Origin of the sequence: Lysinibacillus sp. FSL H8-0500 (genome assembly GCF_038051955.1) — a bacterium.
GTDB classification, from domain to species: domain Bacteria; phylum Bacillota; class Bacilli; order Bacillales_A; family Planococcaceae; genus Lysinibacillus; species Lysinibacillus macroides.
In genome coordinates, this window is record NZ_CP150292.1 from 1,908,373 (window position 1) to 1,933,388 (window position 25,016).

Sequence of the window (25,016 nt, forward strand, 5' to 3'; positions counted from 1 at the left end):
CTCTTACTAAAATCCTATCATTATTTTAATACTTTATCTTCACCAAACCATTTTGTAGAAATGTCAGCAGCCGTACCATCCTCATTCATTTTATCTAATGCGGCTTGTAGTTTTTCTAGTAATGCTTCATTGCCTGGCTTTACACCAATTCCATATTGCTCAGGTGCAAGGGATTCTTCTAATAGCTTAAATGTATCAGGCTGTTGTGTCATATAATATTCTGCTACCACAGCGTCAATAATAACAGCATCCACACGGCCTGTTTTTAAATCGGATAAAGCTAGCACATTATCCGCAAATTCTGTAATGTTTTTTACTTCTTTATGAATAGGGTTACTATTTAATGCATCTGCTGCAGAGGATAGGGATTGAAGACCGATCTCTTTACCTGCTAAATCACTTAGCTGGGCAATCTCTGAGTCTGCCTTTGTTGCCACCACTTGCGCATTTTCAAGATAAGGCTTTGTAAATAAGACCTTTTCTTTACGCACATCTGTAATTGTATAGCCATTCCAAATTAAATCAATACGTCCACTAAGCAGCTCTGCCTCTTTTGTTTTCCAATCGATTGGCTGGAACTCTACTTCTACGCCCATATGCTCTCCTGCTGCTCGTGCTAAATCAATATCAAAGCCAACAATGTCATTTTTCTCATCACGGAAGCCCATTGGTGCAAATTTATCATCAATCCCAACAATGATTTTTTCCTTGTCAGCAGAGGATGATTGATCTTGATCTTTCTCTGTTGAACCTTCTTTCGATGTGCCACATGCTGCTAACACAATCACTGCCATCAGCATCATGCATAAAGTTACTATACGTTTCATCATTTATTTCCCCCTCAAATCCGATGCGTTGCTTTCGTTCGCTAAATTACTAATTTGTTAAAAGGTTATCATCGCGCTACAGGATTGTCAATATAACCTGAGAGTAGTCAGAAAATTAAATGTATTCATCAGTGTTTTTCGAAAATAATATGACAGGGAACCATGAAAAAGGACTGTTTATAAAAGACAGTCCCAGTTCCTTCCTTATTTATGTTGGTTGTGAATAGCTTGGCGTGCTAAGGCATCTGCCGCCTTATTTTGTGCTTCTGGTATCCATTTAATAAAAAATAAATCAAAGCTTGCGGCAAGCATTAAAGCTTTTTCGAGATAAGGTTTAAATTCCTCGTTTTTCACATATTCTTTTTCCATGGAGGCAACAACGATTTTAGAATCAGAGCGTACGGATACAAATGAGGAGCCTAGCTTTTGTGCCTCTTCAAGTCCACGGAGTAAAGCCGTAAATTCAGCAATATGATTGTTCGTCTGCCCGATATATTCACTCATTTGTAGATGGTGGCCTTCACCTTTAATATAAAGTCCAATACCGCTTGGGCCAGGATTCCCTGCACTTGCAGCATCGATATACACTTCTAACATGTTATCCCTACTTTGCAATTTAATTTCTCTGTTATTGTACAACAAGGTGATGGGCATTGTTGAAAAAAATAAACAAAATAGTTGCTTGTTCAAAATGAACACTTCATAATAAAAAGAAGTGAATTTTGAACATATGTTATGAAAGGAGCGAGAGTTCACTATGGATAAAGTGACGGTTATGAAGGATATCGACGAACTGCATGACACGTATTGTGCAGATTGTTTAGTGATTCAGCAGTTGCGTAAAGAGCGTGGAAAGCCAGGAGCTCATCGCTTCTGTATCGAATCCTGTTCAATTGGTGAAAAGCTACAGTTTTTAGGAGAAGAGCTTTTAAAGGTTTATCATAAATAAGCCATTTAAGCGCTGTATTCAAATAAAAGGAATATTTTGCACGGCTCACAGTCCTATCCCTACATTATAGATAAAAAAGTACAGTAAACTGATACTATTTCTATTTTTAATGATTCCACCATTTATAGCTCCCATTTAGTAACTTTTTCCTACTTTGTTAAACAGTTGCTTTGACAACATTGCTTAACCTTTGAGATAGTATTTCTTTGGCTATATTGTCATTGTTAAACCAATAATCAATGACACCAATAACTCCTGCAGTAATGAAAGTAATCCCTACCTCATCCATGTTCGGCATAACGGTTTGTATGTTTGTCGATATTCTTGCAGATAGTTTTCTCTTGAAAATTTGTTCTTTATCAGCTTTCCAGATAATTTTCAGTGTATCTTTCTGTTTATCAAAGTAATCAAAGGTTACTTCAAACATGTTTTCATCAAAGGAATTGGCGGTTTCGCATACATGTTCTAAATCATCGAAAGAGCTTTCGATACACTTTTCAAGTAAATCATATTTATCTATGTAATGGAGATAAAAAGTTCCTCTACTCACATCTGCCATTTCAGCTATTTCACTAATTGAAATCTTTTCCACATCTTTTTTTGCCATCAGTTCCATGAAAGTGGACATGATGGCATTTTGTGTTTTTCTCTTTCTTCTATCCATGCGATCTTCCTGCTTTCTATACAATATTTTAGATTTGTTTATTAATGGTCATTTATTGGAAATCAATCATTGTCCCTCCCATAAAGCAATGCTATTGTAACATACAGATGTTCATAAATTAACATCTGTCTATAAAAAGGGGGGAGCTTATGAAAATACTTATATATGGAGCGGGTGTGCAAGGAAGCTATCTTGCTCATATCCTATATCGATCAGGCAACCAAGTGGATGTGCTTGCCCGAAATAGCCGATATGACGAGCTGTATGAACAAGGCATACGGTTAAATCATTATTTACAGAGAAAGCAGACGGAGGATCGAATAACAGTCATTTCAGCATTATCACGAGAAGCCTATTATGATTTTATTTTTGTGACCGCAAAGTTCTCTGATTTAACAGAGATTATAGAAGATGTAAAGGTGAACATCAGTAAAAATATTGTATTAGTAGGGAACAACATCGATACGCACAAATGGGAACATGATATTCTCCAATACGATTCTTCAAAAAAAATCCTCTTTGCATTTCAGCTTACCGGAGGTAAACGAATGAATGGTGACATCAATGTGCTACGATTTTTAAAAGGGCGTATGCTCATTGGCTCTTTATCCAATCATCAAAAAGAAATCAATATATTAAAGAATAGCATTAACCCAAGGCTTTATAGCATAAAAGTTGAGTCAGCTATGGAGGAGTGGCTCTTAACACATGCAGTAAATATTGTCACGATGACAGCTTTACAAGAAATTCATGCTTCAAATGTAAATGACTTAGTGAAAGATAAACATGGATGGAAGCTTGTTGCCAAGGCTCAAATAGATTTATATAAAATGCTTGAGAGGAGCGGCTATCAGATTAAACCAGTTTTACAAAAGAACTTGGTTCGCTCTCCAACACTGTTCACAATAGGCATGTCTCTGCTCTATCGAATGCCTTTATTAGGCATGATGCAGTCAACTGTGGAGGAAACAAAAGAACTTTTTGATAGCTTTGAGATGAAAAGACAACAGTCAAGCATGGAGCTTAAGCATTTTTCAGAATTAAGGAGCATATTCAACAATCGTGTATTGCCACCAACATATATGGCAAATGCTAGTGTTGAAGGGCGATAATAGCATTGGACATATGTACTTGAAAATAGCAAGGCTGAGAGAAAACATGTAAACAGGGCATTTTCCAAATAACTATATAAAAGCTACCTTTGTGATTGCACAAAGGTAGCTTTTTGAGATGGTCATTATTTTGTAGCAGCGTAGCTACTTAAATCTTGGTAATACTTTGTCAGGGAAGCCGCAGAAATTTCGAATGTCGCAGCAATTTCTTTTACTGTCATTGAGAGAGATTCAAAGAGCTCTTTTTCCTGACCATAGCGAATGGCACCAGCAGCAATAGCAGCCTCTTTACGAGCAGAAGGCTGTCCCTCGATTAGATAATCCTCTAAAAGCTCCAGCATTGGTGCTGTTTCACGCTGATTTTGCTCTAAGAAATCCTTTACCTGTGATAGCACATTGCTTTCAAAGTTCGTGAATTCCTCTCCTTTATAACCATTCGCAACAAGTAGCTCCCAGAACGTTAGATGCTCATCTTTTAAGAATATATTTACCTTCTTGTTAGATGCCTCAAAGTTTTTCTTAAATTCCTCAAATACTTTCGTGTGATCCTCTGGGAAGAAAATCAGTGTAGACACAGCTAAGTAGTGTGTCGATGTGGCTGTTCCATCAGGTAAAATAAAGGCAAAGACATGCATACCTTCAGGAATCGGTTTATCATTTTCACGACGAATATATAGCTCCTCATTTGTCAACAAATGTGTAGCTTTAAAATATTTTTCCTCAACAGCAGACACCATACCAATAAAGAGCGTTGGCTGAGACCAATTTTCTAGCACTTTGACAGTAGAAGGTCTTACTGCCTTTTTCTTTGTTTTCTTTAAATAGCCCTTCCAAATAGAGGGCTCTTGATGGAAGAAAAAGTCGTCTAGTGCAATGGCTTCAATTAGCTCACGCTGTAGAACACTCTCTAATTTAGGCTGCCATGTGCCCACATGCTCGATATAAGCACGAACATCTTTACGCTCAGGATATTCTAAATAAAATGTTTGTAGCACACGCTCTAATTCTTCAACCTGTACAGCTTCTACTGTTACTTGTTGTTTGCCTTCACAACATTTTTTATATTTTTTGCCGCTACCGCATGGGCATGGATCATTACGTTTTACCATAATTAGAACACTTCCTTTGAAAATTGTTAATCAACTATTGCTAAATAATTTGCGCACTCTTAATAATAACGGTACTTTTGTATGAAGAAAAATGATTGTCTATTTTGAAATATCTAAAAACATAGTGGGACGCCCTAATTCTAGTATATGTACTTAGTTTTCTACTTAGAACTAAAAAAGAAAACGAGCTGCGCAATCAAGCACAGCACCGTTTTCAATTATTGGTCAGCTTCAATTTCAAGTGTTAATCGTTCAAGCTCATCAATTAAATGACCAATATAAGCAATGGTATCTTTTAATGGCTGCTCTGTTGTAATATCCACACCTGCCATTTGCGCTAATTCTACAGGTGATTTTGTGCCACCAGCCTGTAAAACGGCTAACCATTCTTGCACAGCTGTATCACCTTCTTGTAAAATCCGCTGAGACACCTGTGTAGAAATTGTTAAGCCAGCGCTATATGTGTATGGATACAGCCCCATATAATAGTGCGGCTGACGCATCCATGTAAGCTCAGCACCCTCAGAAATATCGACTGCATCACCCCAGAAAGCCTCAAGTACAGAACGTTTTAATTGATTTAAACTATTAGCATTGACAGCCTCTCCAGCATCAATCAGTTCATATACTTTTCGTTGATAGGCAGCCTCTAGTAAATGCGTAACAAAGTTATGATAATACGTTTTTGATACAATATTAGAAATAACCCAACGTTTAAAGCGTATATCATCATGATGCGCTAATAAATAATTGGCCAGCAGCATTTCATTCATCGTAGATGGCGCTTCAATAAAGTAAAGCGAAGGGCGACTATTGAAATAAGATTGATGGGCATGTGCATTCGCAAAATGCCCTGCATGACCCAGCTCATGAATCAGCGTAAAGACCTCATTCATACGCTCATTCCATGATATTAAAATATAAGGATGACTGCCATATGGACTTGAACAAAAGGCACCCGTTGATTTCCCTTTGTTTGGGGCATAATCAATCCAGCGCTCGGCAAAGGCTCTATCCATTAAACGGTTATAATCCTCTCCCATAACGGCTAATGCCTTCTCTACATATTCCTTTGCCTCTGCCATTGATACATGTGGATCATAGTCAGGATCAAGTGCTATTTTTAAGTCGGCAAATGTCATTTGGTCAATACCATTCGTTTTTTGAATTAATTTGGCATAGCGACGCATATGTGGTGCAAGCTCTGTTGTAATTAAATCTATTTGACGATTATAAAGTGAACGGTCTACATCTTGATTCAATAATAAATAATCAATAACAGAATCAAAGCCACGTAAATCCGCCATAGTTTTCTCCTGCTGGATATGTGTGTTATAAACTTGTGCTGTTGTATGCTGATAATCACGCAGCTTGCTTGAAAAGGCATCAAATGCAGCACGACGTACATCTGTGTTAGCTTCAAATTCCCAGTCATTTTCAAATAGTACGAAGCTAAGTGGATGCTTTTCGCCATTGACTTCAAATTCACCAAAGTTCATATCGACTAATTTGGTTGTGTTATAGGTTTCATATGGCGCATTAAATGTCGCACTAAAGGCAGCAAGTGCTTTTTCGACCTCAGGGTGTAGTTGATAAGGCTTGTATTTTAAGAGCTCTGCAATATAGTGCTGATATAGCGGGTTTACTGTTGCGGCTTCCTGTAAAATGGCTTCATCTAAGGCAAGTAGCTCACTGCGAACAAAAGCGAGCGCACTATTAATTTTCCCAATGGCTGAGCTATATTTAGCAGCACGCATTTGTGCTTTATCGTTTGTACGGTCTACTTGAAGGTTTAAGCTGGCATATGTGCCAATAGGAACAATGTTTTTATAGAGCTCCTCAAAGGCTGTTAGTACAGCAATTACGTGCTGTGCATCTGTAATTGTTCCTTGAAACTGTTGCTCAAACTGAAGTGCATCCTCTACAAGCTGCGCAAGCATTGGGTCAAAATCAGCATCATTTTTTAATAAATGGGTTAAATCCCATGTTTCTTCTACTGCGACATCTTTGCGTAATGGTAAAACATCCATTTCTAAACACCCCTTCGTAATATAAGTGATTTCATTATAACGAACTATTTCGGAAAGTGAAATAATTAAATGAGATAGTTGCACTATTCTTCATAAACACCCAATACTGCAAAATAGATGTTTGAAATATAACTGGTCGGGAACAATAGACATATAGCCAGTATCTTATGTAATACATATGAATGGCTAAAACATTTAATATATTGGAGGAAATGTACGTATGACACAAAATTTAAACAAACAATTAAATAAGTTAGTTGCCACATGGTCTGTGCTGTATACAAAGCTTCACAATTATCATTGGTATGTGACAGGTCATGCATTCTTTACCCTACATGCCAAATTTGAAGAATTGTATAATGAAGCAACCTTGAATTTAGATGATATTGCGGAGCGTGTTTTATCAAAAGATGGTAAACCAGTAGCAACCTTAAAAGAGCATCTTGAGCTGTCATATGTAGAAGAGGCGACAGGAAAAGAGTCAACAGAAGAAATGGTTGCAACAACGATTGCGGACTTTGAAAAGCTAATGAAAGCCTTAAATTCGACGATGGAGCTTGCAGCAGAGGAAGGGGACGATCGCACGGAGGATTTACTGAATGCAATGTTCCAATCCCTTGAAAAGCATACTTGGATGCTAAAAGCCTTCCTTGACAATTAGCATATTACAATAGGCATTTGGAGCTTTACCAGCTCTGGATGTCTATTTTTCCTTCATCACAACAAGATTACAATTTGATTACAGTATGGAAAAGAGCGTTTGTTTAGGACAAGTAAGGGTATTAACTTAATAAGCCATATGAATTAGGAGGAATTGAACATGATGAATGAACAACACCCACAAATTGAAGTGGCTCATACAAAGGATGAAATGCTTCATATTTTAGAAAGTATGCGTTTGGAGGGGTATCATAAAGAGGATATCCATATTATTGCAAAGGATCCCGAACAGCTAGAGGATGTCAGATGGGATGAGGATGTGCAAACACATGAGGCTGGTAATTGGCGAGACCAGTTCAAATCATGGTTTACAGGTGATTCAGCTGTAGAAGAGGGCTTAAAACGCTTTAATTTTACGGAGGGTCAAACAGCCTACTATGCACACCTTGTAGAGCAGGGAAGCATTGTATTATTTGCGGAACATGATGATGACTTGTCTCCATTAGAAACACCAGCCATGACAACTGAGGAACTAGATAAGCGTTTAGAGGACCAAAAACGTAATATCGAGGCAGAGCAATATCGACGATTTTTATAAAGCTCAAAAAACCAGAGTGACGATGGACAATCACTCTGGTTTTCTTATGGTGTATATGAGAGAAATATTGAAATCATCTATTTTACATATTTTGGCTTTAACTTTAAAAAAATTTATAAATTTTTCATATCTATATTATACTAAATAATATCAGCATGAACATACTTAATAGGCTGAATTAAAACTAAAATGGGAGAAAGAGTGTGTTATGAAAAAATAGCTGCTTTTTTTTCAGTGTTAATTATGCCCTAAATACAGAAGTAGCCTCAGCTTATAGCACTGCTTTAAGTTCACCATCTTTTATTTATGCCTATAGCCGTAATTTATGAACCAAGCAAGGTTTCTAGCCATGTAAGCTCTCTATTCCAGTTACAGCAGTAGTGAAAGGGGCTGAATTGGAAATTTATGGTATGACCTATAGTACAACTTCTGTCGCATAATTTATAGAAAGTGGGACTGGTGGTTGGATGGATTTAGATTCAATTGTACAGGTCTGTGTTAACGCTATTACGGAAAGATTCTCTAAGTGCAAAAGCTAGTACATCAATAGTAAGTAAATCTGGCACACTTCTGAAGCAAGAAGAGCTCAAAATCGTTGAAAAGGAAGAATAGCTAATGACACTTGCTTTTAATCCACTAAACAGTTTAGGAATCGTTTCTACCTTTCAAGCAAAGCACAGCCAGCAATCTTTTACAGTTGAAATGGATGAAGCCGACTCTCAACAACCTGAAATTGGCGCATCACGTAAAAAATATGCAGAATTTGTACAATCTTGCAATGTGATTTATCAAAATGCAACACCAACTCAGCTTGTCGATAAACATACTAATGCCATTAATATTGCTAGTGGTGTTTACTACCATTTAGGCTTGGTAAATGGCAAACCTTTGAATGGCACGGCTTTAACGGGTGGCGGCTTTAATTCAAATTTCAATCCAATGTTTAAAGATTCTGGAACAGGAACAAGGCTGACACCAGAACAAGAAGAAGCTCTTAGAAGACACCGCTCTTATTCACAAGCAGAGCGACAAGGCGCAAATGAATTGGTTGCTGTCTTTATGAATCTCTCGCGGTTAGCAGAGAGGAGACAGTCTATAGCCAATGTCAATAATGATGCTATGTTTAAGTAGTATTTTCCTAAATTTGTACAAGGAATTGGACTTGATATAAGTCAGCCTTTTACGATAAATGGCAAGTCATTTATTTATTCACAAGGAGCATTACAGGCAGTGAATGCAGAAGATGGACCATAGCAGATCGATATTAAGAATAAGAGCTATCCTAATCGTCCATTTGATTGACGATTGAGATAGCTCTCTTTATGTGCTAAAAATAGCATTGATTATGGCATCACTTTTTCGTGTGCCTCTTTTTTGATGAAGCGTAATAGATGGAAATGCTCTAATTGTGCCACTACATTCCCAATCAGAATAAAGCTACCACCAATCACTAATTTCATTGTTAATCCTTCGCCAATAAACATCATCGCAAACATGGCTGCAAAAATAGGCTCTAAGGAAAAGATAAGACCTGTATGTGTAGCAGATGTATATTGTTGTGCAACAGTTTGGCCCACAAAGCAAAAGGCACTACAGATAACGCTAAGCCCTAAAATCGCGATCCAAGATGTTGTGGAATGAGGCAATGCTGGTGTTTCAAATAAACATGTTAAAATGAGTGCATATAATCCTGCAAAGCCGAGCTGATAAATCCCATAAGAAATGGATTCAACATTGCGTGTAAAAGAGCTATTTAACAGTAAATAAATGGAATAACATAACGCTGCGATCGCCACTAATATATCACCTTTTTGGAAAGTAAATGAACCATTTGCTGTCAGCACCGTAATACCAATCATTGTGCAAATAACTGCAAAGCTAACGGCTCTTGAAGGTAATTTTTTATCAATAAAGCTACTGAAAATCGGCACTAGCACAACTGTAAGGCTTAAAATAAAGCCTGCATTTGATACGGAAGTGGATTGTAAACCAAATAAGCTGAGTGCAAACACAATGAATAATAATAATCCTTGAATAGCCGCATATTTTAATGTTTGTCCATTTACTTTACTCATCCGTTTATAAAAAATAAGACCTGCGATTACAAATGCGATAATGCAACGCAATGCCACCACATTATAAACAGCCAATGTTTCAAGCCCCATCACCATAAAGGTATAGGATAACCCCCAAAACATTGTAACAATTACCATCAATACATTTGCTTTTCCTTGGATACTCATGATGTTCACCTACGATCTGTGTACTAAAACAGTTTGACTACTAAAAATTACTATATAGCTTGTCTTGTGATTAGTAAAACGAATGTTTATAATGAATAGGATTAAAAAAATTCATGTATATAGAGGGATAATGGATGAGCCTAGTTAAATATGAAATTTTGACAAAGGTGGCAGAGGTAGCAAGCTTTACAAAAGCGGCAGATGCACTTGGCTTAACACAGTCTGCTGTAAGTCATGCCGTGTCAAGCTTGGAAAAAGAATTTGGCTTTGCATTGATTCATCGTAGTCGTACAGGTGTGACGCTAACAAGTGAGGGGTATACAATGCTACGAGCGATGCGGCAGGTTTTAGATGCGCAGGAGCTATTGCAGCAGGAAGCTGCTCATATTTTGGGTGTCACAAGAGGTAAGGTGCGGATTGGCGTTATTTCAAGTATCTCATCAAATTGGATGCCAGAAATTATTCGTATTATGGATCATCAGTTTCCAGGGATACGGGTAGAATTGCGTGAGGGCGATTATTATGAAATCGAGCAATGGCTACTAAGTGGTGAAATAGAGGCGGGATTTTTAAATGGTCAAAAGTCGGCACAATATCAATTTACGGAATTGCAGCAGGACCCTTTGTTGTGCATTGTTTCGGCTAAAAGTCCTCTTTATGATAAAACAGAGGTTGATATTGCGGATTTGGAGGAAATGCCCTTTATTATGACCTCTTATAAGGGTACAAATGATGTGAAGGTTCTTTTAGAGCAATATCATGTAAAGCCAAATATTCGCTTTGAGCTATCAGAGGAGGTTGGGATTCTCTCCATGATCTCCCACCATCTTGGTATTAGTATTTTACCGCAGCTTGTTATTCATAATTTACCGTCAACATTAAAGGCTATTCCATTAAAACAAGGGGGCTATCGGACAATTGGTATTGCGATGAAGCATCATGCCTCGCCTGTAACGAAGAAATTTGCGGAAATTTTAAGTGCTTGGTTAAAGGAGCAAAACAGTGTGCTGTAGCTATTGAAGCCTATCCTTGCATTACGTTAAAATAGGATTTGTATATATTGTAGAAAATAGGTGAGTGTATGGGGACATTACAAGGTAAAACCGTACTTATTACAAGTGGGGGAACACTTGAAAAATGGGATCGTGTACGAGGGCACACGAATTTATCAAAGGGGACAATGGGCTGCTATTTAGCAGAGGCAGCACTTGTAGCAGGTGCTTATGTTTTGTATATGCATGGCTATTTTGCACAGCTACCAGTCAATCATAGTAAAATGCAAACTATTAAATTTGAGGGTATTGAGGATTTAGGCGAGAAACTTCGCCACGCTGTGCAAGAACAACAAGTGGATATTATCATTATGGCGGCTGCTGGCTCCGATTGGGTCATTGATAAGGTGTATGACCAATCAGGCAATTTAATGGAGGAGGCGGGAAAAATGCCTTCTGATGAGCCACCTATTATTCATTTTAAAAAAGCACCAAAACTATTAGGGCAAATAAAGGACTGGCAACCAAATGTTACATTGGTAGGCTTTAAACTAGAGGCAACAGACGATGAGGCATTTTTACTTGCGCGTGCAAGATTACGTATGGAAACAGCACAGGCGCAGTTTATGGTGGCAAATAGCTCTCAATCGTTATATGGTGGAGATGAGCCTCATTGGATTGTACCAGCAGAGGGGCAGCCGATCAAGGTGATGGGCAAAGAACAAACAGCGCAAGCATTGATAACATGCTTACAACAAGAAACTGTGTAGAAGGTATACTTCTGCACAGTTTTTTTATGGCTATGCAGCGCTAAATGTGTAATTGTCTGCATACAATGCTAGAAGAAATCGAGATAAATATCGTATTACAAAGTATTCGACTAGGTTTTCTAATAATTTATATTGACAATTGTATAGCACAATTATAAAATTATTTCCAAGTAAGCAGTGCTCTTATCGAGAGAGGTGGAGGGATTTGGCCCAATGAAGCCTCGGCAACCAATAGAATAGATGCCAATAGTATCTAAAAGATAAAGGGGCTATCCATCAATTGAACTCTTTTGTAAAGGAAGCATGAAAAAGAAGGGGTGTATGATATGGCACAGTCGGTAAAAGTGGATGATAAGAAGTTAGAGGCTATCGCGAAGGCTATTCAAAATCTTGAATTTGGTGAAGTGCATATTACGATTCAGGATGGTGTAATTGTGCAAATTAATAGGCTAGAAAAACAGAGATTTCCGCAGAAAAAATAGTGATGATTTCAGTTGAACGATGTCATAGGCCACAACTAAGCAGAAAGGATGTCCTTTGCTTACAAGTGGCCCTTTTTTGTGTAACGATTAACGATAAAAGCTTTTTGGAATCTCGCCAATATGGCGACGATGATACAATAAAGGCTCTTTTGGTGAATTTGTAATATCTAGCACCTGCCCAATAAAAATAGTGTGGTCACCAGCATCAACCTGTTGATATGTTTTACATTGTAAAATAGCTGCTGTATCATGTAAAATCGGTAGGTCAAGGGAGGACATAGACCACTTTGCCTGGGCAAAACGATCTGGCACTTTGCTGGCAAATAGCGTACATAAAAGTTCTTGATCACTCGCTAAAATATTGACTGCAAATGTTGACGCTGCTGTAAAATAGGAATGAAGCTGAGATTTTTTATCGAGTGACCATAAAATAAGGAGTGGGTCAATCGAAACAGATGCAAAGGAATTAACGGTTAAGCCAAGCGGTTGTGTGTCATGGCATGTAGTAACAACCGTTACACCTGTAGGGTAATTACCTAGTGCTAATTTAAAAGCAGTTACTTGATCTGTCATTCAAATCACCTCGTTATTATTTTCAATGAAGTTAAATAGCTATCATTGTCTTGCATAAATTTTAAACGAATCCAACATATAGGTAAAGGTAATCGGGAAAGAAAGGGGAATGACCATGACTTTATATTTCGATCATCTGGTTCAGCAAGTGGAATCACCAGAAAATATAAAGGTTTTCTTTAACAAACGAAATATCCATACAGTAAACGGTGGTCAGCATACAATGTGGGGGACTTATAATACATTAAGCTATTTTGGCTTAAGCTATATTGAGCAAATTGCGGTGTATGATCGTGATTTATTTGAGCAGGCGGCATTAAACCCTTACACTCTACATTATACGTTTAAACGGGATGGAGAGGACCAAGGATTTTCACGAATTGCATTACGCACAACAAATATAGAGGCAGAGGGTGAACGATTGCGTGCATTAGGCTTTGATGTTTATGGACCTGATGCTTGTAGTCGCACAAGACCAGATGGCTCTGTTGTAGAGTGGAAGCTGCTGCATTTTGGTAAGCCTGACCTTGCCATTGACTTTCCATTTCTTATTGAATGGGCGGAGGATGATAAGGAGCGTTTTGCACAATTGCAGGCAAGTGGTGCAATTCATCAGCAGCAAAATATTACAATGGAAGCGGTGCTGTTTGTTGTAAGGGACGTACCGACAACCGTTGAGCTTTGGCAGAAGGCATTGCAATTGTCAAAAGCAGAACAGCATGATGAGCAATATGTATCACTACAGTTACCAAATATACGCTTGGATTTTTATGATGAGGCAGTTGCCACAGCTATGACACTTACACCTTTAAAGCACGGTCCGTTTGGTGTGCAATTAAAAGACCCATATCGAGTAAAAGAAACATTGGTTTGTCCAGGCGCTTTTTATTGGATTAATCGCTAAAAAGCTACGGCAAGGGGAGCGTATAATGCCCCTTGCCGTAGCTTTTCAATTATTCAATCGTCATTTTCTTTGGTGCTTGTGTGCCTGTGTACCAATCAAATTCAATTTCAAATGAGTGTTTGTCGCCCTTTTTTGTATAGGAGTATTCGATTTTAAGTGGTTCTGTAGGGCCCACAACGGTTTGCTCTGTGCCTTGAATAAATGTAAATTCACCGTTTTCTTTTAGTTTTTGAGCAATTGCTTCAAGCATTGTTGCAAATTCGACAACACTTTGCCGTTCTTTATGCTTTAGGATAACTTCTGTCATCGGCTTCATTTGTTTTTGCATCGAAATCCCTCCCCTATTATCGTTACTTCTATTATAGCATAAAATGTTAACGCTACCATTTGCATTGCACTTGTTTATTGTGTGCTCTATACTATGTTCAATATCAATTAAGCCTCAGCGTCATTGTGTTCGGATTTTTTCGAGTTCACTCGAAAAGCTCCTCTCAAAAATCCGTAACAATGTTTTTTGTACCGAAAGCGCTAGCGTCAGGTACATCCACCGGGGCTTTTATCTTGGTTTAGTGGGCGTTTGGACACCCACTGAACAGAGGTAAAAAAAGCGTTCATCCCTACCTTGTAGAGGAAGGGGTCTTTGGTTGAACCAAGATAAAAAAAATAGGAGGGCACGCTATGTGTATTATTGTAATTGGCTATCAAGTGCATCCACAGTATCCTTTGCTGATTGCGGCAAATCGTGATGAATTTTATGCAAGACCAACTGAGCGCATGCATAACTGGAAAGATATGCCACATATTTGGGCCGGTAGAGATTTAGAGAAAATGGGTACATGGCTAGCTGTGAGTAATAATGGGCGATTTGCAGCAGTCACCAATTACCGCGATCCACAACTGCCAATTGTCGGTGAAAAATCGAGGGGAGCCGTTCCTATTGCATTTATGAATAGCTCTATAAGTGCTCGGGATTTTGCTAGTCAGTTACAGCAGGAGCGTTATTTATATGGCGGGTTAAATGTACTGCTCTATGATGAAACAGAGCTTGTGCATTATAATACTGTACATAATGAGCAAACAATTATCCCACCAGGCGTTCATTGTGTATCAAATGCAACCTTTAATACACCATGGCCTAAGGTGGATCGCTTAAAGGAAGCCTTTGCTCAAACACTCCAACACACAACAGAGGAAGAAGCATTACTAGCTATTTTGAAGGACCCAACCACAGCAGCAGCTAAAGATTTACCTTCAACAGGTATACCGTTTGAACTGGAACAACAGCTTTCCTCTATTTTTATTGATATTGATGGCTATGGTACGCGTGCCTCGACAATTGTGAAGCAGCATCAGACGGGCTGGGATATCCTAGAACGAAGCTTTGTTAATGGTGAATTTGCTGGGGATATAAGGTTAGAGGTTACAAGAAGAAGTAAATAGCTTTGCCAATGATGGAAGTTATTCATCCGCTTCAAACAAAATATCCGAATAATGAATGTACTTACATATCTTTAACGTAATCCGCCCAAAGGCATTCGTCTCAGTGAAGCAGGTGGTGTTGCTGGGAGGGGGAGCATGCCGCTGTCGCTTTCACACAACAGCACAAATTTTTAGCCAATATTTCATAGAAAAGCTAGGACTATCGGAATAGATTTTTCTTTTCCGATAGTCTTTTTTGTGTTTATTCGTCTTGCAATATTTATGGATAGAAGTTTTAGTAGACTGGACTGACGATGTGTCCTTTCAGGGAATATCTGCATAGTACGTTTTTGAGCTTCAGATATTTTAGTCACCGCTCTATTTTTTTATTTCTATCAAACTAAGGATGTGAGACATAAGATTACTTGGTAATAGAATTGTAAATAATACAATTATGGACTGCTAGAAATTGATTTTTTGGATGTTTTTTCTCAATCCATAATTCGCTATGCTAAAAGTGTTCATGAATACAACTGACAAAAAAAGGAGGCCTATTATGATTTATTTAGTTGAAGAAAATCCTCTAAGTGTGAGAAGGCTGATAGAATTAGCCTGTCAAGCCTCAGGTAATGAGGAATCTACAATTATAAGAGTGTATTTGCCAAATGAGTATAACTGGCAGGAAAGTTTTGTTTAGGATAAGGAGGAGAGAGGTAGGGAATGCGTATGAACACAACATCTGCTTCACTGAGTGGTCGTGATTTGCTATCGCCCACCATCGCTGCTTTTATATCTGTCTTAGTTAACTATGGGGGTACTTTTATTTTGGTGTTTCAGGCTGCCAAGGTTGCTGGCCTGAATCCTGAAATGACTGCTTCATGGATATGGTCGATTTCCATCGGTGTAGGGATAACTGGTATTTGGCTAAGTTACCGTTATCGTGAACCCATTATTACAGCCTGGTCAACACCAGGTGTGGCATTTCTTGTTTCAGCTTTGGCCGTTACGCCCTATGCTGAAGCAATTGGTGCTTATATCATTTCTGCTGTCGCATTTGTTTTATTAGGTTTATCTGGTATGTTTGAACGATTTGTCCAGCTTATTCCGCCAGGTATTGCTTCTGGGCTACTAGCAGGTATTTTATTGCAGTTTGGTATTTCTGCATTTGGTGGTGCGAAAGTTGATCCTTTACTTGTAATTGTCCTGTTTACTACATATATCCTCTTAAGACGATTTACATCTCGATATGCGATCGTAGGTATTTTAGTAATTGGATTAATTTATTTAATAAGTATGGGGCAGATAGATTTCAGCAATGTCACATTGGCTATTGCATCTCCAGTATTTGTGGCTCCAGTATTTTCCCTTCATGCTGTATTGGGTGTCGCTTTACCACTTTTTATTATTACCTTGACGGGACAATACATGCCTGGGATGTTAGTGTTACGAAATGATGGATTTAAAACAAGCGCAAATCCAATTTTGATTGTAACAGGATTAGGCTCACTTCTAATGGCCCCATTTGGCTCACATGCTTTTAACGTAGCAGCAATTACAGCAGCAATTTGTACGGGGAAAGATGCTCATGAGGATTCAAAAAAACGTTATATTGCTGGTATTGTCTGTGGCATTTTTTATATTATTGTCGGCGTGTTTGGAGTGACATTAGCTGCATTGTTTTTAATTCTTCCTGCTACGTTTATTGCGACATTAGCAGGATTAGCACTGCTCGGTACAATTGGTAGTAGTCTTGCCAATGCTTTAACAAACCCTTATGGCCGCGAAACAGCACTCATTACTTTTTTAGCAACAGCCGCAAATGTTACATTACTTGGGGTAGGTGGGGCATTTTGGGGACTTGTAGCTGGTTTAGGGGCACATTTATTGATGAATGGTCAATTTCTTAGAAAACAGCAAACGCTCAATGAAGTACAACAAATGAATCAAAAATAGACTAAATTAACTAGAAGGACAATAAGTTAGTTAGAAGAAGCAAAACAGTGATATTCTATAGAAAGAAGATCATCGTTTTGCTTTTTTATGAAGCAATAGATTAAGTGAATATTTCTTCATTCATTTGTTTTAGGGACTTGTTCATCACCTAAATTTTATACTGGAAGTGAATTGAATGCTAACAGTTAACCGAAACGATAAAAATCCAATTTGGCAGCAGTTGCTTGACCAAGCTATTCATAATATTACAACAGGAAAATGGCCACCAGGCGAGCTACTTCCGCCATCTCGAGAACTGGCTTTATTAGTTGGTGTTTCACGTTCAACTATACAGATTGTTTATGAGGAATTATTTAGTCGGGGATATACTATTACAAATTGGCGTGGTGGCACTAGAGTAAGTGAATGGGGCTATAAAACGCAATCATCCCAAACGGTTATTCCTCAAGGGCCATCCGCGCCAGAATTACCTTTATTAAATGTGGCAGTTGACGAGCTAAATAGTTGGTTTAGAGGTAAAGAAAATCAACAAGTAGAAATCGATTTTTCCCCCCATGAGCCATATTTGGACGAGCATTTCCGAAAAATCTGGCGACAATCCTTTTTACAGGCATCGACCGAAGTAGATCTGACCAATTGGGGGTATGGTAATGCTTATGGTTTTATACCACTACGTGAACAAATTCAACGTTACTTAACATTTGAAAGGGGGGTTCATGTTGATGTTGATCAAATCATTTTAACTTCAGGTGCGCATCATAGCCTAGATTTAATTGCTCAGGCATTATTATATGAAGGAGAAACGGTTTCTGTTGAAGATCCTGGATTTCCTGTTTCGTGGATGACCATGAAATATCGACGCATGAATGTTGTTCCTGTACCTGTTGATAAATATGGACTCCAAGTAGATTACATACATCTACAAACCAAACTTACTTTTGTTACGCCTTCGCATCAATGCGCAGTTGGTGTCATTATGTCTGAACCACGTAGGCAACAATTGCTTCAAAAGTCTGTGCAAGATCGATTTTGGATTGTGGAAGACGATTATGATGGTGAATTTAGACATCGTGGTAATCCGCTACCTACCTTGTTTAGCCAACAACCTCAAAACACATTGTATATGATGAGTTTTTCTAAAATGGTTGCTCCAGGCATACGAGTTTCAGCAGTTGTCGGTCCAAAAGAAGCCATTCGCCAGCTTGCCCAGGTACAAGAATTAACCTATCGGCATCTTCCCATCATGGAACAATTAACGCTTGCGCATTTTATTGAGCATGGTCATTTTATGCGTCATATGAGAAGAGCAAGAAATATATATCGCCGTAGACATGAAGCGATGACGAAGGCCATTATTGCAACTGGACTAACTGAACGCTTCAAACTAAGTGGCATTGAAACAGGCTTACATATGCTTCTTGAGGCTCAAGAAGCATTTGATGAAGAGGTAATGACGAACTTAGCACTTGAAAAAGGAATCCGTATTTATCCACTTAGTCAATATTGTTTAGAAAGTAATCGTAAAGGATGGGTACTGGGGTTTGCTAAAGTAGATGAGGCTGCAATTGAAGAAGGCATCTTTCGTCTCGCTGAGTTGCTTTTATAATATAGTAGGTTTAAGTATACAATTATTTATCGTTCAGGGAGTATATGTCCAAAGCTAGAATCTCTCGCATAGCAAGGGGTTTTCAAAAGATATAAAAATTAGGACCAGTGGAAAAGGTTTTCTTCCAATGGTCCTAACGTGTGTATGTCGTGGGATTAAGAGTTTTTCCACTAATCCACTTATCCTTTATAATTTCACCACATTTGATGCTTGTGGTCCACGGTTGCCTTCCACTACATCAAATGATACCTTTTGACCTTCTTCAAGTGTACGGAAGCCTTCCTCTTGTATGCCCGTAAAATGTACAAATACATCTTCTCCATCGTCACATTCAATAAAGCCGTAACCCTTTTCATTATTGAACCACTTTACGATTCCCTGTTGCATAAGCCATTCGCCTCCAATGCGCTTGAATGTAAAATAAAATTAGTCGTACTATTATTGAGAAAATGTGAAAAAATTGCATTTTCTCTTAGAACATACATGAATTAAACAAAGATGTCAATTGATTGTCGAAATACCGGTATAACTGCTTTCTTTTTTTTCACACTAAAGATTATAATGGAAATGAACAACATAGAAAGTAGGATGCCAAATGACAACGAAAAATCAACCATTAACAGATTTAGAAATCGCTAGTCAAGCAGTGATGAAACCAATTACGGAAATTGCTGATGCTGCGGGTATTCCAGCGGATGCCATTGAACAATATGGACGCTACAAAGCAAAGATTGACCCATTAAAAATTACAGCTCAAGGCGAGGATGCAAAGGTTGTGTTAGTGTCTGCTATTAGCCCAACTCCAGCAGGTGAAGGAAAGTCAACAGTGACTGTAGGACTTGCGGATGCCCTTCATCAATTAAATAAGAAAGTGATGGTAGCTTTACGTGAGCCTTCACTAGGTCCAGTAATGGGTGTAAAAGGCGGTGCAACAGGTGGAGGTTATGCACAGGTTGTACCGATGGAGGATATCAATTTACATTTCACTGGTGACCTTCATGCGATTACAACAGCCAATAATGCATTAGCAGCTTTTATTGATAATCATATCCATCAAGGCAATGCGTTAAACATTGATCCACGTCGTATTATTTGGAAGCGTGTGCTAGATATCAATGACCGCGCACTAAGAAAAGTAGTGATTGGCTTAGGTGGTCCTGTGCAAGGAATGCCGCGAGAGGATGGCTTTGATATTACCGTCGCCTCTGAAATTATGGCTGTGTTCTGTTTAGCAACAAGCATTGATGATTTACGCGAGCGTTTAGCAAGTATTGTCATTGGCTATACATTTGAGCGCGAGCCTGTCTTTGTGCGTGATTTACAAGTAGAAGGAGCACTTACATTATTATTGAAGGATGCCTTTAAGCCAAATCTTGTGCAAACATTAGAAGGGACACCTGCTATTATTCATGGCGGTCCATTTGCGAATATTGCCCATGGCTGTAATTCCATAATGGCTACACAAACAGCTCGTAAGCTAGCGGATATCGTTGTGACAGAAGCGGGCTTTGGCTCTGATTTAGGCGCTGAAAAATTTATGAATATTAAAGCGCGCAAAGCAGGCTTTAAGCCAAGTGCCGTTGTTATTGTGGCAACAATTCGTGCATTAAAAATGCATGGGGGTGTCGCGAAAACAGCGCTTGTCGATGAAAATGTTGAGGCACTTCTACAAGGAATTGCCAATCTTGAAAAGCATGTTGAAACGATTCGTACATTTGGTGTCGAACCCATTATTGCATTAAATCGCTTTATTACCGATACAGAGGCTGAGCTAGCGGCTGTCTTAAGCTGGTGTCAGAAGAAAAATGTGCGTATTGCTCGTACAAATGTTTGGGAAGAGGGCGGAAAGGGAGGTATCGCGCTAGCCGAGCAAGTGCTAGCCGTACTGGAGGATGAAAATACCTTCTCACCTTTATATGAGGTAACAGAATCTATTGAAGAAAAAGTTCGTAGCATTGTGCAAAAAGTGTACGGTGGGAAAGATGTCCAATTTAAAGACCAAGCGAAAAAGCAAATTGCACAAATTGAAAAATTTGGCTGGGATTCTTTGCCGATTTGTATGGCAAAAACACAATATTCTTTATCCGATCAGCCAAGTTTACTTGGTCGTCCAGAAGGCTTTACAGTAACGATTCGCGAAGTGATTCCAAAGCTAGGCGCGGGCTTCCTTGTTTGTCTAACGGGCGATATTATGACAATGCCAGGTTTACCAAAAACACCAGCTGCTTTACGTATGAATGTTGATAACGAAGGGCATGCGGCAGGGCTGTTTTAAATGATAAAGATAGGATTTCCGTGATCTGCTAGGGAATCCTATCTTTTTTGAATTCATGAAATAATGTAGATGGACAATGATTCTTCTATTGCTTTATTGACTTATGAATGTATTTTGATACGATGAATAGTATTAATATACAAAAGGGATGATGTTATGCAAATTCAACAATGCCATAATCCGGTAGAAATAATCCACGTTATACATGCAGCATTTCAACGTTATCAGAGTGACGCTGTCCCATCTAGTGCTTTAAAGGAAACTGCGATATCTATAAAGAAAGAGCTTGACGAAGGCATCATGGTTTTTAGTGTGACAAAGCAGGACACTGTGATTGCTGTTGTAAAATGTAAGCTAGAAACAGATGCATTCTATTTTTCACGACTATCTGTACTACCTATTGAGCAAGGAAAAGGGATCGCTACACAATTAGTTCATTTTATCGAACACTATGCGACCACTCATGATTTTAAACGTGTTACATGCAAAGTACGCGCAAGTGAGGACGGCAATATTCGTCTCTATACAAAGCTTGGTTATTCTATTATTGCAGAAGAAATAGACGTGCTGGTGCCGAATGTAACGATGGAAAAAACAATGATATGATAGTGATGGAGGAGCCATGTAATGATGACGAGAGAACAGTTAATGGCTGGTGTAGAAGTGTTAAAGGACCATCCTTTATTTTATTGTTCGGCTCCTACGCAAAAGGCACGGCAAATAAGACAAGCGACTTAGATATTGCTGATTTTAGCAACAAGGTTATTTCACATGATGAACGCTTTTTATTGACAGGAGAAGTGGCACAACTGGTAAATATCGAGGTAGATTTAGTTGATCTAAAAGAAGTAGATACAGTATTCGCAGCGCAAATTTAATCAACCGCTGAATTATTATATTGTGCTAATAGTAGTTGTTTTCATAAGGAGCGCATAAGGGCATTATCGCTTTATGTTACATTAACAGTATATGGTGAATAGTGATGTAGTATTGAATAAAGTAACTACAATTGAATGTTGTGTGCAACGAATTGAAGATGTACTATGAAGGCCATCCAAATAATTTGAAAGATTTTACAAAGCAAGATAGTATCATTCTCAATATTCAACGAGCGTGTGAGACAAGTATAGATTTAGCGATGCATATTGTGAGTGAAAAAAACGAGGATTACCAAAAACAAGTTGAGAGACATTCAAATTATTGTTAGAGGCAAATATGATTGATGAAAAATTAGCAAAATCATGAATGAATATGGTAGGTTTTTGCCATATTGTTGTACATGATGATCAAGCAATTATTGAAAAGCATTTGAATGATTTTACAAGTTACACCCAAACAATTTTAGCCATTCAATAAGGGAGGTACTTAATATGCAGCATATTCAAGTAGAGCAGTTTTTACAGGACAAGGAAAAGCATACGGGGAAAGTAGCGGCTGGGGTAGGCTATGATGTACTAAATATTCAATTAAGAGCAAGTGAAACAGTAGCAGAGCATTCAGCACCTGGTGAGGTGTTGATTGTATGTCGCAAAGGACGTGTAAAATTTTATGGTGAAGGGCAAGTAACAGAGCTTGATGCTAATGCACTGTTAATGCTTGAGCCAAATGAAAAGCATCGTCTTGAAGCAGTGGAAGATTGCGAGATGATCGTTGTACGCTTGAAAAAATAATGGATGGGAAAGTTCTGATTGTTGCAAATCAGAGCTTTTTTTGTTATTTTCTGTGAGATAGAGGGGAGAGACATATGGTACATATATTATATATAGAGGATGAAGTAGAAATTGGTAATTGGGTAGCGCAAGAACTGACAGAGCGCGGTTATGAGGTGACATGGCTAGCGTCTGGTGAGGGCGCTGAGCAATATGTGGAGCAGGCAGATATTGTTGTGTTGGATGTGATGCTGCCGGGCTTAGATGGTTTTTCAATTGGGAAGCGTATGAAAAATAAAAATGGACAGTTGCCGATTTTAATGCTTTCTGCACGGACAGCGGTGGAGGACAAGCTAGAGGGGCTAAGCTTTGCGGACGATTATTTAACAAAACCCTTTCATCCAGATGAACTAATTGCTCGCATAGAGGTACTACTTAGACGCTTCCAAAAACATGAGGATTTATTAACGATTGGGCATTTGACTGTTTATACAAAGGATATGCGTATAATCAACCAGCAGACACAGGAGGAAATTCAATTAACGGGTAAGCAATATCATTTATTTCAATATTTTATTCGGCATTTGAATCAAATTTTAACAAAGGAACAGCTTTACGAAAATGTGTGGGGCGAGGCATATATAGAAGGCGATAAAACGCTGATGGTGCATATTCGCTATTTACGTGAAAAAATTGAAATCAATCCAGCGCAGCCTCTAATTATCGAAACCATTCGTGGTATTGGCTATAGGGTGAAGGAATGAGGAAGTTTTTTCATTCATTACAAACAAAATATATGATGATTATTGTAATAGCAATTGGATTAACTTGGATTATTCAAATTGCCTATGCTTTTATTGGTATTAATTGGATGAATAAAAAGTATGTTGAGGAAATAGGATTCGATTATGATGTGGTGGAAGAAGAATGGCATCAAGGAGCAAATGAGTTAGGCCAAGCTTCTAAAGAACAAATGCACCAATATTTTTCACAATGGAAGCAGCGTTTTCCAGATGCTAAGATGTTTTGGGTAAATGCAGATGGACGTTTGGCAGAGCAAGTAGATGTGATGGAAGACCTACCTACTCACTGGGATGCTGTGACAACAGCACAATATATGAAAGCGCACTATGGAGAAGACCCTTTTACCATACTTGCCTTTGTTGGACAGGATGCAGCAAATGGCTTTGCTGTGATTGAAATACCGAGGGAAATGTTCAAGCTACCATTACAAAAATTAAATGAGCGCTATGGTACATTTTTGCTGATTAGTATACTTGTCATAATAGGACTTTTTATTATTGTATCTTTCTTATTTTTCAGAGGGATTCGCAAGCGTTTATTGCAGTTGCAGGAGGTAATGGAACTGCGTGATATGGACGGATTACCATTGCCAATGGCAGTGAAAAAGAAGGATGAAATTGGGCAGTTAGAGCAAAGCTTTAATCACATGGTGTATGAGCTCAAAGAAAGCAGACAACGCGAGCAAAGAGAGGAACAGCTACGACGAGAGCTCATTTCAAATCTTTCGCATGATTTACGTACACCTTTGACAAAAGTAAGAGCGCAAGCCTATTCGATTAGCAAAGAACATTTATCGCCAGAGGGTGAGCAAGCAGTGAAAGCATTAGAGGGCTCACTTATGAATATTGACAGCTTAATGGAAAATTTAATGTCCTATACATTGCTGATGGCAAGTCGATTCAGCTATCAGCCACAGGAAATAGATATTGTGCGATTTATGCGTGAGCATTTAGCTACGTGGTATCCAGTTTTTGAAAAGGAAGGCTTTCTCATTGATATTGATTTAATAGCTTTTATTGACAATAAATGGATTGTTGATAAAATATGGATAGGACGTATCCTGGATAATTTACTACAAAATGTACTACGTCATGCGAAAGAGGGTCGCTATATTCAGGTGAAAACCATATCGAGCGAAAAATATGATGCCATTGTTTTAACAGACCGAGGCAGGGGAATGAAGCATTTATCCAACGAAAAAGGTGCTGGTATTGGCTTGTCTATTGTGGATATGATGGTCAAAGGTATGGACTTAGAGTGGACAATTACAACAAGTGAAAATGGGACAAGCGTTGAAATTAAAAAAATAAAATAAATAAAGCGCCTGACATCAAAGTGAACAGCCTTGATGTGAGGTGCTTTTAATTTGTGAGAATCGTTGCTCTTAGCCACTTTTT

28 protein-coding genes, 1 pseudogene and 1 riboswitch are annotated in these 25,016 nt (G+C 38.4%); of the genes and pseudogenes, 20 read left to right on the forward strand and 9 right to left on the reverse strand.

Features of this window, described 5'->3' with window-relative positions:
* Positions 1–20: 20 nt before the first annotated feature.
* Together MHB44_RS08970 and MHB44_RS08975 are read right to left on the reverse strand one after the other, a co-directional pair.
* Complete coding sequence (locus MHB44_RS08970; RefSeq protein WP_341302948.1) at positions 21–827, reverse strand: amino acid ABC transporter substrate-binding protein; 807 nt, start codon at positions 825–827, stop codon at positions 21–23.
* A gap of 204 nt (positions 828–1,031) precedes the next feature.
* Complete coding sequence (locus tag MHB44_RS08975) at positions 1,032–1,424, reverse strand: ribonuclease HI family protein (RefSeq protein WP_341302460.1); 393 nt, start codon at positions 1,422–1,424, stop codon at positions 1,032–1,034.
* A gap of 160 nt (positions 1,425–1,584) precedes the next feature.
* On the opposite strand from MHB44_RS08975, the gene MHB44_RS08980 reads away from it, so the two are divergent.
* Entirely contained in the window at positions 1,585–1,776 is a 192-nt protein-coding gene (locus MHB44_RS08980) for a zinc-finger domain-containing protein (protein ID WP_053996013.1), read from the forward strand.
* A gap of 157 nt (positions 1,777–1,933) precedes the next feature.
* On the opposite strand, the gene MHB44_RS08985 is transcribed toward MHB44_RS08980, so the two are convergent.
* Positions 1,934–2,440: a TetR/AcrR family transcriptional regulator gene (locus MHB44_RS08985; protein WP_341302461.1), complete on the reverse strand. Its 507-nt coding sequence runs from the start codon at positions 2,438–2,440 to the stop codon at positions 1,934–1,936.
* Between the two features lie 149 nt (positions 2,441–2,589).
* Here MHB44_RS08985 and MHB44_RS08990 point away from each other — a divergent pair, with 149 nt between their 5' ends.
* Positions 2,590–3,552, forward strand: coding sequence for a 2-dehydropantoate 2-reductase N-terminal domain-containing protein (locus MHB44_RS08990; protein ID WP_341302462.1), 963 nt, complete (start codon positions 2,590–2,592; stop codon positions 3,550–3,552).
* Positions 3,553–3,677: 125 nt separating this feature from the next.
* Here MHB44_RS08990 and MHB44_RS08995 read toward each other — a convergent pair whose 3' ends face one another.
* Both MHB44_RS08995 and pepF read right to left on the reverse strand, forming a co-directional pair.
* Positions 3,678–4,661, reverse strand: coding sequence for an SEC-C domain-containing protein (locus MHB44_RS08995; protein WP_341302463.1), 984 nt, complete (start codon positions 4,659–4,661; stop codon positions 3,678–3,680).
* A gap of 218 nt (positions 4,662–4,879) precedes the next feature.
* Positions 4,880–6,691, reverse strand: a complete 1,812-nt coding sequence (gene pepF, locus MHB44_RS09000) for an oligoendopeptidase F (protein WP_341302464.1) — start codon at positions 6,689–6,691, stop codon at positions 4,880–4,882.
* A gap of 220 nt (positions 6,692–6,911) precedes the next feature.
* On the opposite strand from pepF, the gene MHB44_RS09005 reads away from it, so the two are divergent.
* The 3 genes from MHB44_RS09005 (at position 6,912) to MHB44_RS09015 (ending at position 9,080) form a co-directional block, all read left to right on the forward strand.
* Positions 6,912–7,352, forward strand: coding sequence for a DNA starvation/stationary phase protection protein (locus MHB44_RS09005; protein WP_341302465.1), 441 nt, complete (start codon positions 6,912–6,914; stop codon positions 7,350–7,352).
* A 159-nt stretch (positions 7,353–7,511) separates the two neighbouring features.
* Positions 7,512–7,949, forward strand: a complete 438-nt coding sequence (locus MHB44_RS09010) for a general stress protein (protein WP_341302466.1) — start codon at positions 7,512–7,514, stop codon at positions 7,947–7,949.
* 615 nt (positions 7,950–8,564) lie between these two features.
* Positions 8,565–9,080 carry a hypothetical protein gene (locus MHB44_RS09015; RefSeq protein ID WP_341302467.1) on the forward strand — a complete coding sequence of 172 codons (516 nt, stop codon included), beginning with the start codon at positions 8,565–8,567 and terminating at the stop codon, positions 9,078–9,080.
* A gap of 212 nt (positions 9,081–9,292) precedes the next feature.
* Here the strand turns inward: MHB44_RS09015 and MHB44_RS09020 are convergent, their stop codons facing one another.
* Positions 9,293–10,192: a DMT family transporter gene (locus tag MHB44_RS09020; RefSeq protein ID WP_341302468.1), complete on the reverse strand. Its 900-nt coding sequence runs from the start codon at positions 10,190–10,192 to the stop codon at positions 9,293–9,295.
* Positions 10,193–10,326: 134 nt separating this feature from the next.
* Between MHB44_RS09020 and MHB44_RS09025 the strand changes: the two genes are divergently transcribed.
* From MHB44_RS09025 to MHB44_RS09035, 3 genes are all read left to right on the forward strand, one after another.
* Positions 10,327–11,205 carry a LysR family transcriptional regulator gene (locus tag MHB44_RS09025; RefSeq protein WP_341302469.1) on the forward strand — a complete coding sequence of 293 codons (879 nt, stop codon included), beginning with the start codon at positions 10,327–10,329 and terminating at the stop codon, positions 11,203–11,205.
* Positions 11,206–11,273: 68 nt separating this feature from the next.
* Positions 11,274–11,954, forward strand: a complete 681-nt coding sequence (locus MHB44_RS09030) for a phosphopantothenoylcysteine decarboxylase (protein ID WP_341302470.1) — start codon at positions 11,274–11,276, stop codon at positions 11,952–11,954.
* Between the two features lie 180 nt (positions 11,955–12,134).
* Positions 12,135–12,221, forward strand: a riboswitch (SAM riboswitch).
* Positions 12,222–12,280: 59 nt separating this feature from the next.
* On the forward strand, positions 12,281–12,436 hold the full coding sequence (locus MHB44_RS09035; protein WP_004269393.1) for a YezD family protein: 156 nt from the start codon (positions 12,281–12,283) through the stop codon (positions 12,434–12,436).
* An 87-nt stretch (positions 12,437–12,523) separates the two neighbouring features.
* Here MHB44_RS09035 and MHB44_RS09040 read toward each other — a convergent pair whose 3' ends face one another.
* Entirely contained in the window at positions 12,524–13,009 is a 486-nt protein-coding gene (locus tag MHB44_RS09040; RefSeq protein WP_341302471.1) for a flavin reductase family protein, read from the reverse strand.
* Positions 13,010–13,124: 115 nt separating this feature from the next.
* Here MHB44_RS09040 and MHB44_RS09045 point away from each other — a divergent pair, with 115 nt between their 5' ends.
* Positions 13,125–13,913: a VOC family protein gene (locus tag MHB44_RS09045; protein ID WP_341302472.1), complete on the forward strand. Its 789-nt coding sequence runs from the start codon at positions 13,125–13,127 to the stop codon at positions 13,911–13,913.
* A gap of 49 nt (positions 13,914–13,962) precedes the next feature.
* Here the strand turns inward: MHB44_RS09045 and MHB44_RS09050 are convergent, their stop codons facing one another.
* The gene (locus MHB44_RS09050) at positions 13,963–14,241 is read right to left on the reverse strand and encodes an amphi-Trp domain-containing protein (protein ID WP_341302473.1); all 279 of its coding nucleotides are present in this window, start codon (positions 14,239–14,241) and stop codon (positions 13,963–13,965) included.
* Positions 14,242–14,591: 350 nt separating this feature from the next.
* Between MHB44_RS09050 and MHB44_RS09055 the strand changes: the two genes are divergently transcribed.
* The 4 genes from MHB44_RS09055 to MHB44_RS09070 all read left to right on the forward strand — a co-directional run bounded on the left by MHB44_RS09055 (position 14,592) and on the right by MHB44_RS09070 (position 18,891).
* The gene (locus MHB44_RS09055; RefSeq protein ID WP_341302474.1) at positions 14,592–15,353 is read left to right on the forward strand and encodes an NRDE family protein; all 762 of its coding nucleotides are present in this window, start codon (positions 14,592–14,594) and stop codon (positions 15,351–15,353) included.
* Between the two features lie 535 nt (positions 15,354–15,888).
* The gene (locus tag MHB44_RS09060) at positions 15,889–16,029 is read left to right on the forward strand and encodes a hypothetical protein (RefSeq protein WP_341302475.1); all 141 of its coding nucleotides are present in this window, start codon (positions 15,889–15,891) and stop codon (positions 16,027–16,029) included.
* A 29-nt stretch (positions 16,030–16,058) separates the two neighbouring features.
* Positions 16,059–17,285, forward strand: a complete 1,227-nt coding sequence (locus MHB44_RS09065) for a benzoate/H(+) symporter BenE family transporter (protein WP_341302949.1) — start codon at positions 16,059–16,061, stop codon at positions 17,283–17,285.
* Between the two features lie 175 nt (positions 17,286–17,460).
* Entirely contained in the window at positions 17,461–18,891 is a 1,431-nt protein-coding gene (locus MHB44_RS09070) for a PLP-dependent aminotransferase family protein (protein ID WP_341302476.1), read from the forward strand.
* Between the two features lie 186 nt (positions 18,892–19,077).
* Here the strand turns inward: MHB44_RS09070 and MHB44_RS09075 are convergent, their stop codons facing one another.
* Positions 19,078–19,278, reverse strand: coding sequence for a cold-shock protein (locus MHB44_RS09075; protein ID WP_004269397.1), 201 nt, complete (start codon positions 19,276–19,278; stop codon positions 19,078–19,080).
* A gap of 208 nt (positions 19,279–19,486) precedes the next feature.
* Here MHB44_RS09075 and MHB44_RS09080 point away from each other — a divergent pair, with 208 nt between their 5' ends.
* The 7 genes and pseudogenes from MHB44_RS09080 to MHB44_RS09110 all read left to right on the forward strand — a co-directional run bounded on the left by MHB44_RS09080 (position 19,487) and on the right by MHB44_RS09110 (position 24,934).
* Complete coding sequence (locus MHB44_RS09080) at positions 19,487–21,166, forward strand: formate--tetrahydrofolate ligase (RefSeq protein ID WP_341302477.1); 1,680 nt, start codon at positions 19,487–19,489, stop codon at positions 21,164–21,166.
* 156 nt (positions 21,167–21,322) lie between these two features.
* Positions 21,323–21,772 carry a GNAT family N-acetyltransferase gene (locus tag MHB44_RS09085; protein ID WP_341302478.1) on the forward strand — a complete coding sequence of 150 codons (450 nt, stop codon included), beginning with the start codon at positions 21,323–21,325 and terminating at the stop codon, positions 21,770–21,772.
* Positions 21,769–22,044, forward strand: coding sequence for a nucleotidyltransferase domain-containing protein (locus tag MHB44_RS09090; RefSeq protein ID WP_341302479.1), 276 nt, complete (start codon positions 21,769–21,771; stop codon positions 22,042–22,044). The genes MHB44_RS09085 and MHB44_RS09090 overlap by 4 nt, the downstream gene beginning before the upstream one ends.
* A 94-nt stretch (positions 22,045–22,138) precedes the next feature.
* Positions 22,139–22,522 (forward strand): annotated as a pseudogene (locus MHB44_RS09095) (DUF86 domain-containing protein).
* Between the two features lie 14 nt (positions 22,523–22,536).
* Positions 22,537–22,836, forward strand: a complete 300-nt coding sequence (locus tag MHB44_RS09100; RefSeq protein ID WP_341302480.1) for an AraC family ligand binding domain-containing protein — start codon at positions 22,537–22,539, stop codon at positions 22,834–22,836.
* Positions 22,837–22,910: 74 nt separating this feature from the next.
* A complete protein-coding gene (locus MHB44_RS09105) occupies positions 22,911–23,579 on the forward strand; it encodes a response regulator transcription factor (RefSeq protein ID WP_341302481.1) in 669 nt (222 codons plus the stop codon).
* Positions 23,576–24,934 (forward strand): HAMP domain-containing sensor histidine kinase, encoded by a 1,359-nt coding sequence (locus tag MHB44_RS09110; protein WP_341302482.1) that lies wholly within the window; start codon positions 23,576–23,578, stop codon positions 24,932–24,934. The genes MHB44_RS09105 and MHB44_RS09110 overlap by 4 nt, the downstream gene beginning before the upstream one ends.
* The last annotated feature ends 82 nt before the right edge of the window (positions 24,935–25,016 follow it).

Coding starts and splice junctions, on each gene's coding strand:
- MHB44_RS08985 (WP_341302461.1), bottom strand. CDS start 2,440: ATGGATAGAAGAAAGAGAAAAACACAAAATGCCATCATGTCCACTTTC.
- MHB44_RS09100 (WP_341302480.1), top strand. CDS start 22,537: ATGCAGCATATTCAAGTAGAGCAGTTTTTACAGGACAAGGAAAAGCAT.
- MHB44_RS09060 (WP_341302475.1), top strand. CDS start 15,889: ATGATTTATTTAGTTGAAGAAAATCCTCTAAGTGTGAGAAGGCTGATA.
- MHB44_RS08970 (WP_341302948.1), bottom strand. CDS start 827: ATGAAACGTATAGTAACTTTATGCATGATGCTGATGGCAGTGATTGTG.
- MHB44_RS09055 (WP_341302474.1), top strand. CDS start 14,592: ATGTGTATTATTGTAATTGGCTATCAAGTGCATCCACAGTATCCTTTG.
- MHB44_RS09105 (WP_341302481.1), top strand. CDS start 22,911: ATGGTACATATATTATATATAGAGGATGAAGTAGAAATTGGTAATTGG.
- MHB44_RS08995 (WP_341302463.1), bottom strand. CDS start 4,661: ATGGTAAAACGTAATGATCCATGCCCATGCGGTAGCGGCAAAAAATAT.
- MHB44_RS08980 (WP_053996013.1), top strand. CDS start 1,585: ATGGATAAAGTGACGGTTATGAAGGATATCGACGAACTGCATGACACG.
- MHB44_RS09090 (WP_341302479.1), top strand. CDS start 21,769: ATGATAGTGATGGAGGAGCCATGTAATGATGACGAGAGAACAGTTAAT.
- MHB44_RS09020 (WP_341302468.1), bottom strand. CDS start 10,192: ATGAGTATCCAAGGAAAAGCAAATGTATTGATGGTAATTGTTACAATG.
- MHB44_RS09010 (WP_341302466.1), top strand. CDS start 7,512: ATGATGAATGAACAACACCCACAAATTGAAGTGGCTCATACAAAGGAT.
- MHB44_RS09050 (WP_341302473.1), bottom strand. CDS start 14,241: ATGCAAAAACAAATGAAGCCGATGACAGAAGTTATCCTAAAGCATAAA.
- MHB44_RS09025 (WP_341302469.1), top strand. CDS start 10,327: ATGAGCCTAGTTAAATATGAAATTTTGACAAAGGTGGCAGAGGTAGCA.
- MHB44_RS09110 (WP_341302482.1), top strand. CDS start 23,576: ATGAGGAAGTTTTTTCATTCATTACAAACAAAATATATGATGATTATT.
- MHB44_RS09080 (WP_341302477.1), top strand. CDS start 19,487: ATGACAACGAAAAATCAACCATTAACAGATTTAGAAATCGCTAGTCAA.
- MHB44_RS08990 (WP_341302462.1), top strand. CDS start 2,590: ATGAAAATACTTATATATGGAGCGGGTGTGCAAGGAAGCTATCTTGCT.
- MHB44_RS09035 (WP_004269393.1), top strand. CDS start 12,281: ATGGCACAGTCGGTAAAAGTGGATGATAAGAAGTTAGAGGCTATCGCG.
- MHB44_RS09070 (WP_341302476.1), top strand. CDS start 17,461: ATGCTAACAGTTAACCGAAACGATAAAAATCCAATTTGGCAGCAGTTG.
- MHB44_RS09085 (WP_341302478.1), top strand. CDS start 21,323: ATGCAAATTCAACAATGCCATAATCCGGTAGAAATAATCCACGTTATA.
- MHB44_RS09040 (WP_341302471.1), bottom strand. CDS start 13,009: ATGACAGATCAAGTAACTGCTTTTAAATTAGCACTAGGTAATTACCCT.
- MHB44_RS09045 (WP_341302472.1), top strand. CDS start 13,125: ATGACTTTATATTTCGATCATCTGGTTCAGCAAGTGGAATCACCAGAA.
- MHB44_RS09065 (WP_341302949.1), top strand. CDS start 16,059: ATGAACACAACATCTGCTTCACTGAGTGGTCGTGATTTGCTATCGCCC.
- MHB44_RS09015 (WP_341302467.1), top strand. CDS start 8,565: ATGACACTTGCTTTTAATCCACTAAACAGTTTAGGAATCGTTTCTACC.
- pepF (WP_341302464.1), bottom strand. CDS start 6,691: ATGGATGTTTTACCATTACGCAAAGATGTCGCAGTAGAAGAAACATGG.
- MHB44_RS09030 (WP_341302470.1), top strand. CDS start 11,274: ATGGGGACATTACAAGGTAAAACCGTACTTATTACAAGTGGGGGAACA.
- MHB44_RS09075 (WP_004269397.1), bottom strand. CDS start 19,278: ATGCAACAGGGAATCGTAAAGTGGTTCAATAATGAAAAGGGTTACGGC.
- MHB44_RS09005 (WP_341302465.1), top strand. CDS start 6,912: ATGACACAAAATTTAAACAAACAATTAAATAAGTTAGTTGCCACATGG.
- MHB44_RS08975 (WP_341302460.1), bottom strand. CDS start 1,424: ATGTTAGAAGTGTATATCGATGCTGCAAGTGCAGGGAATCCTGGCCCA.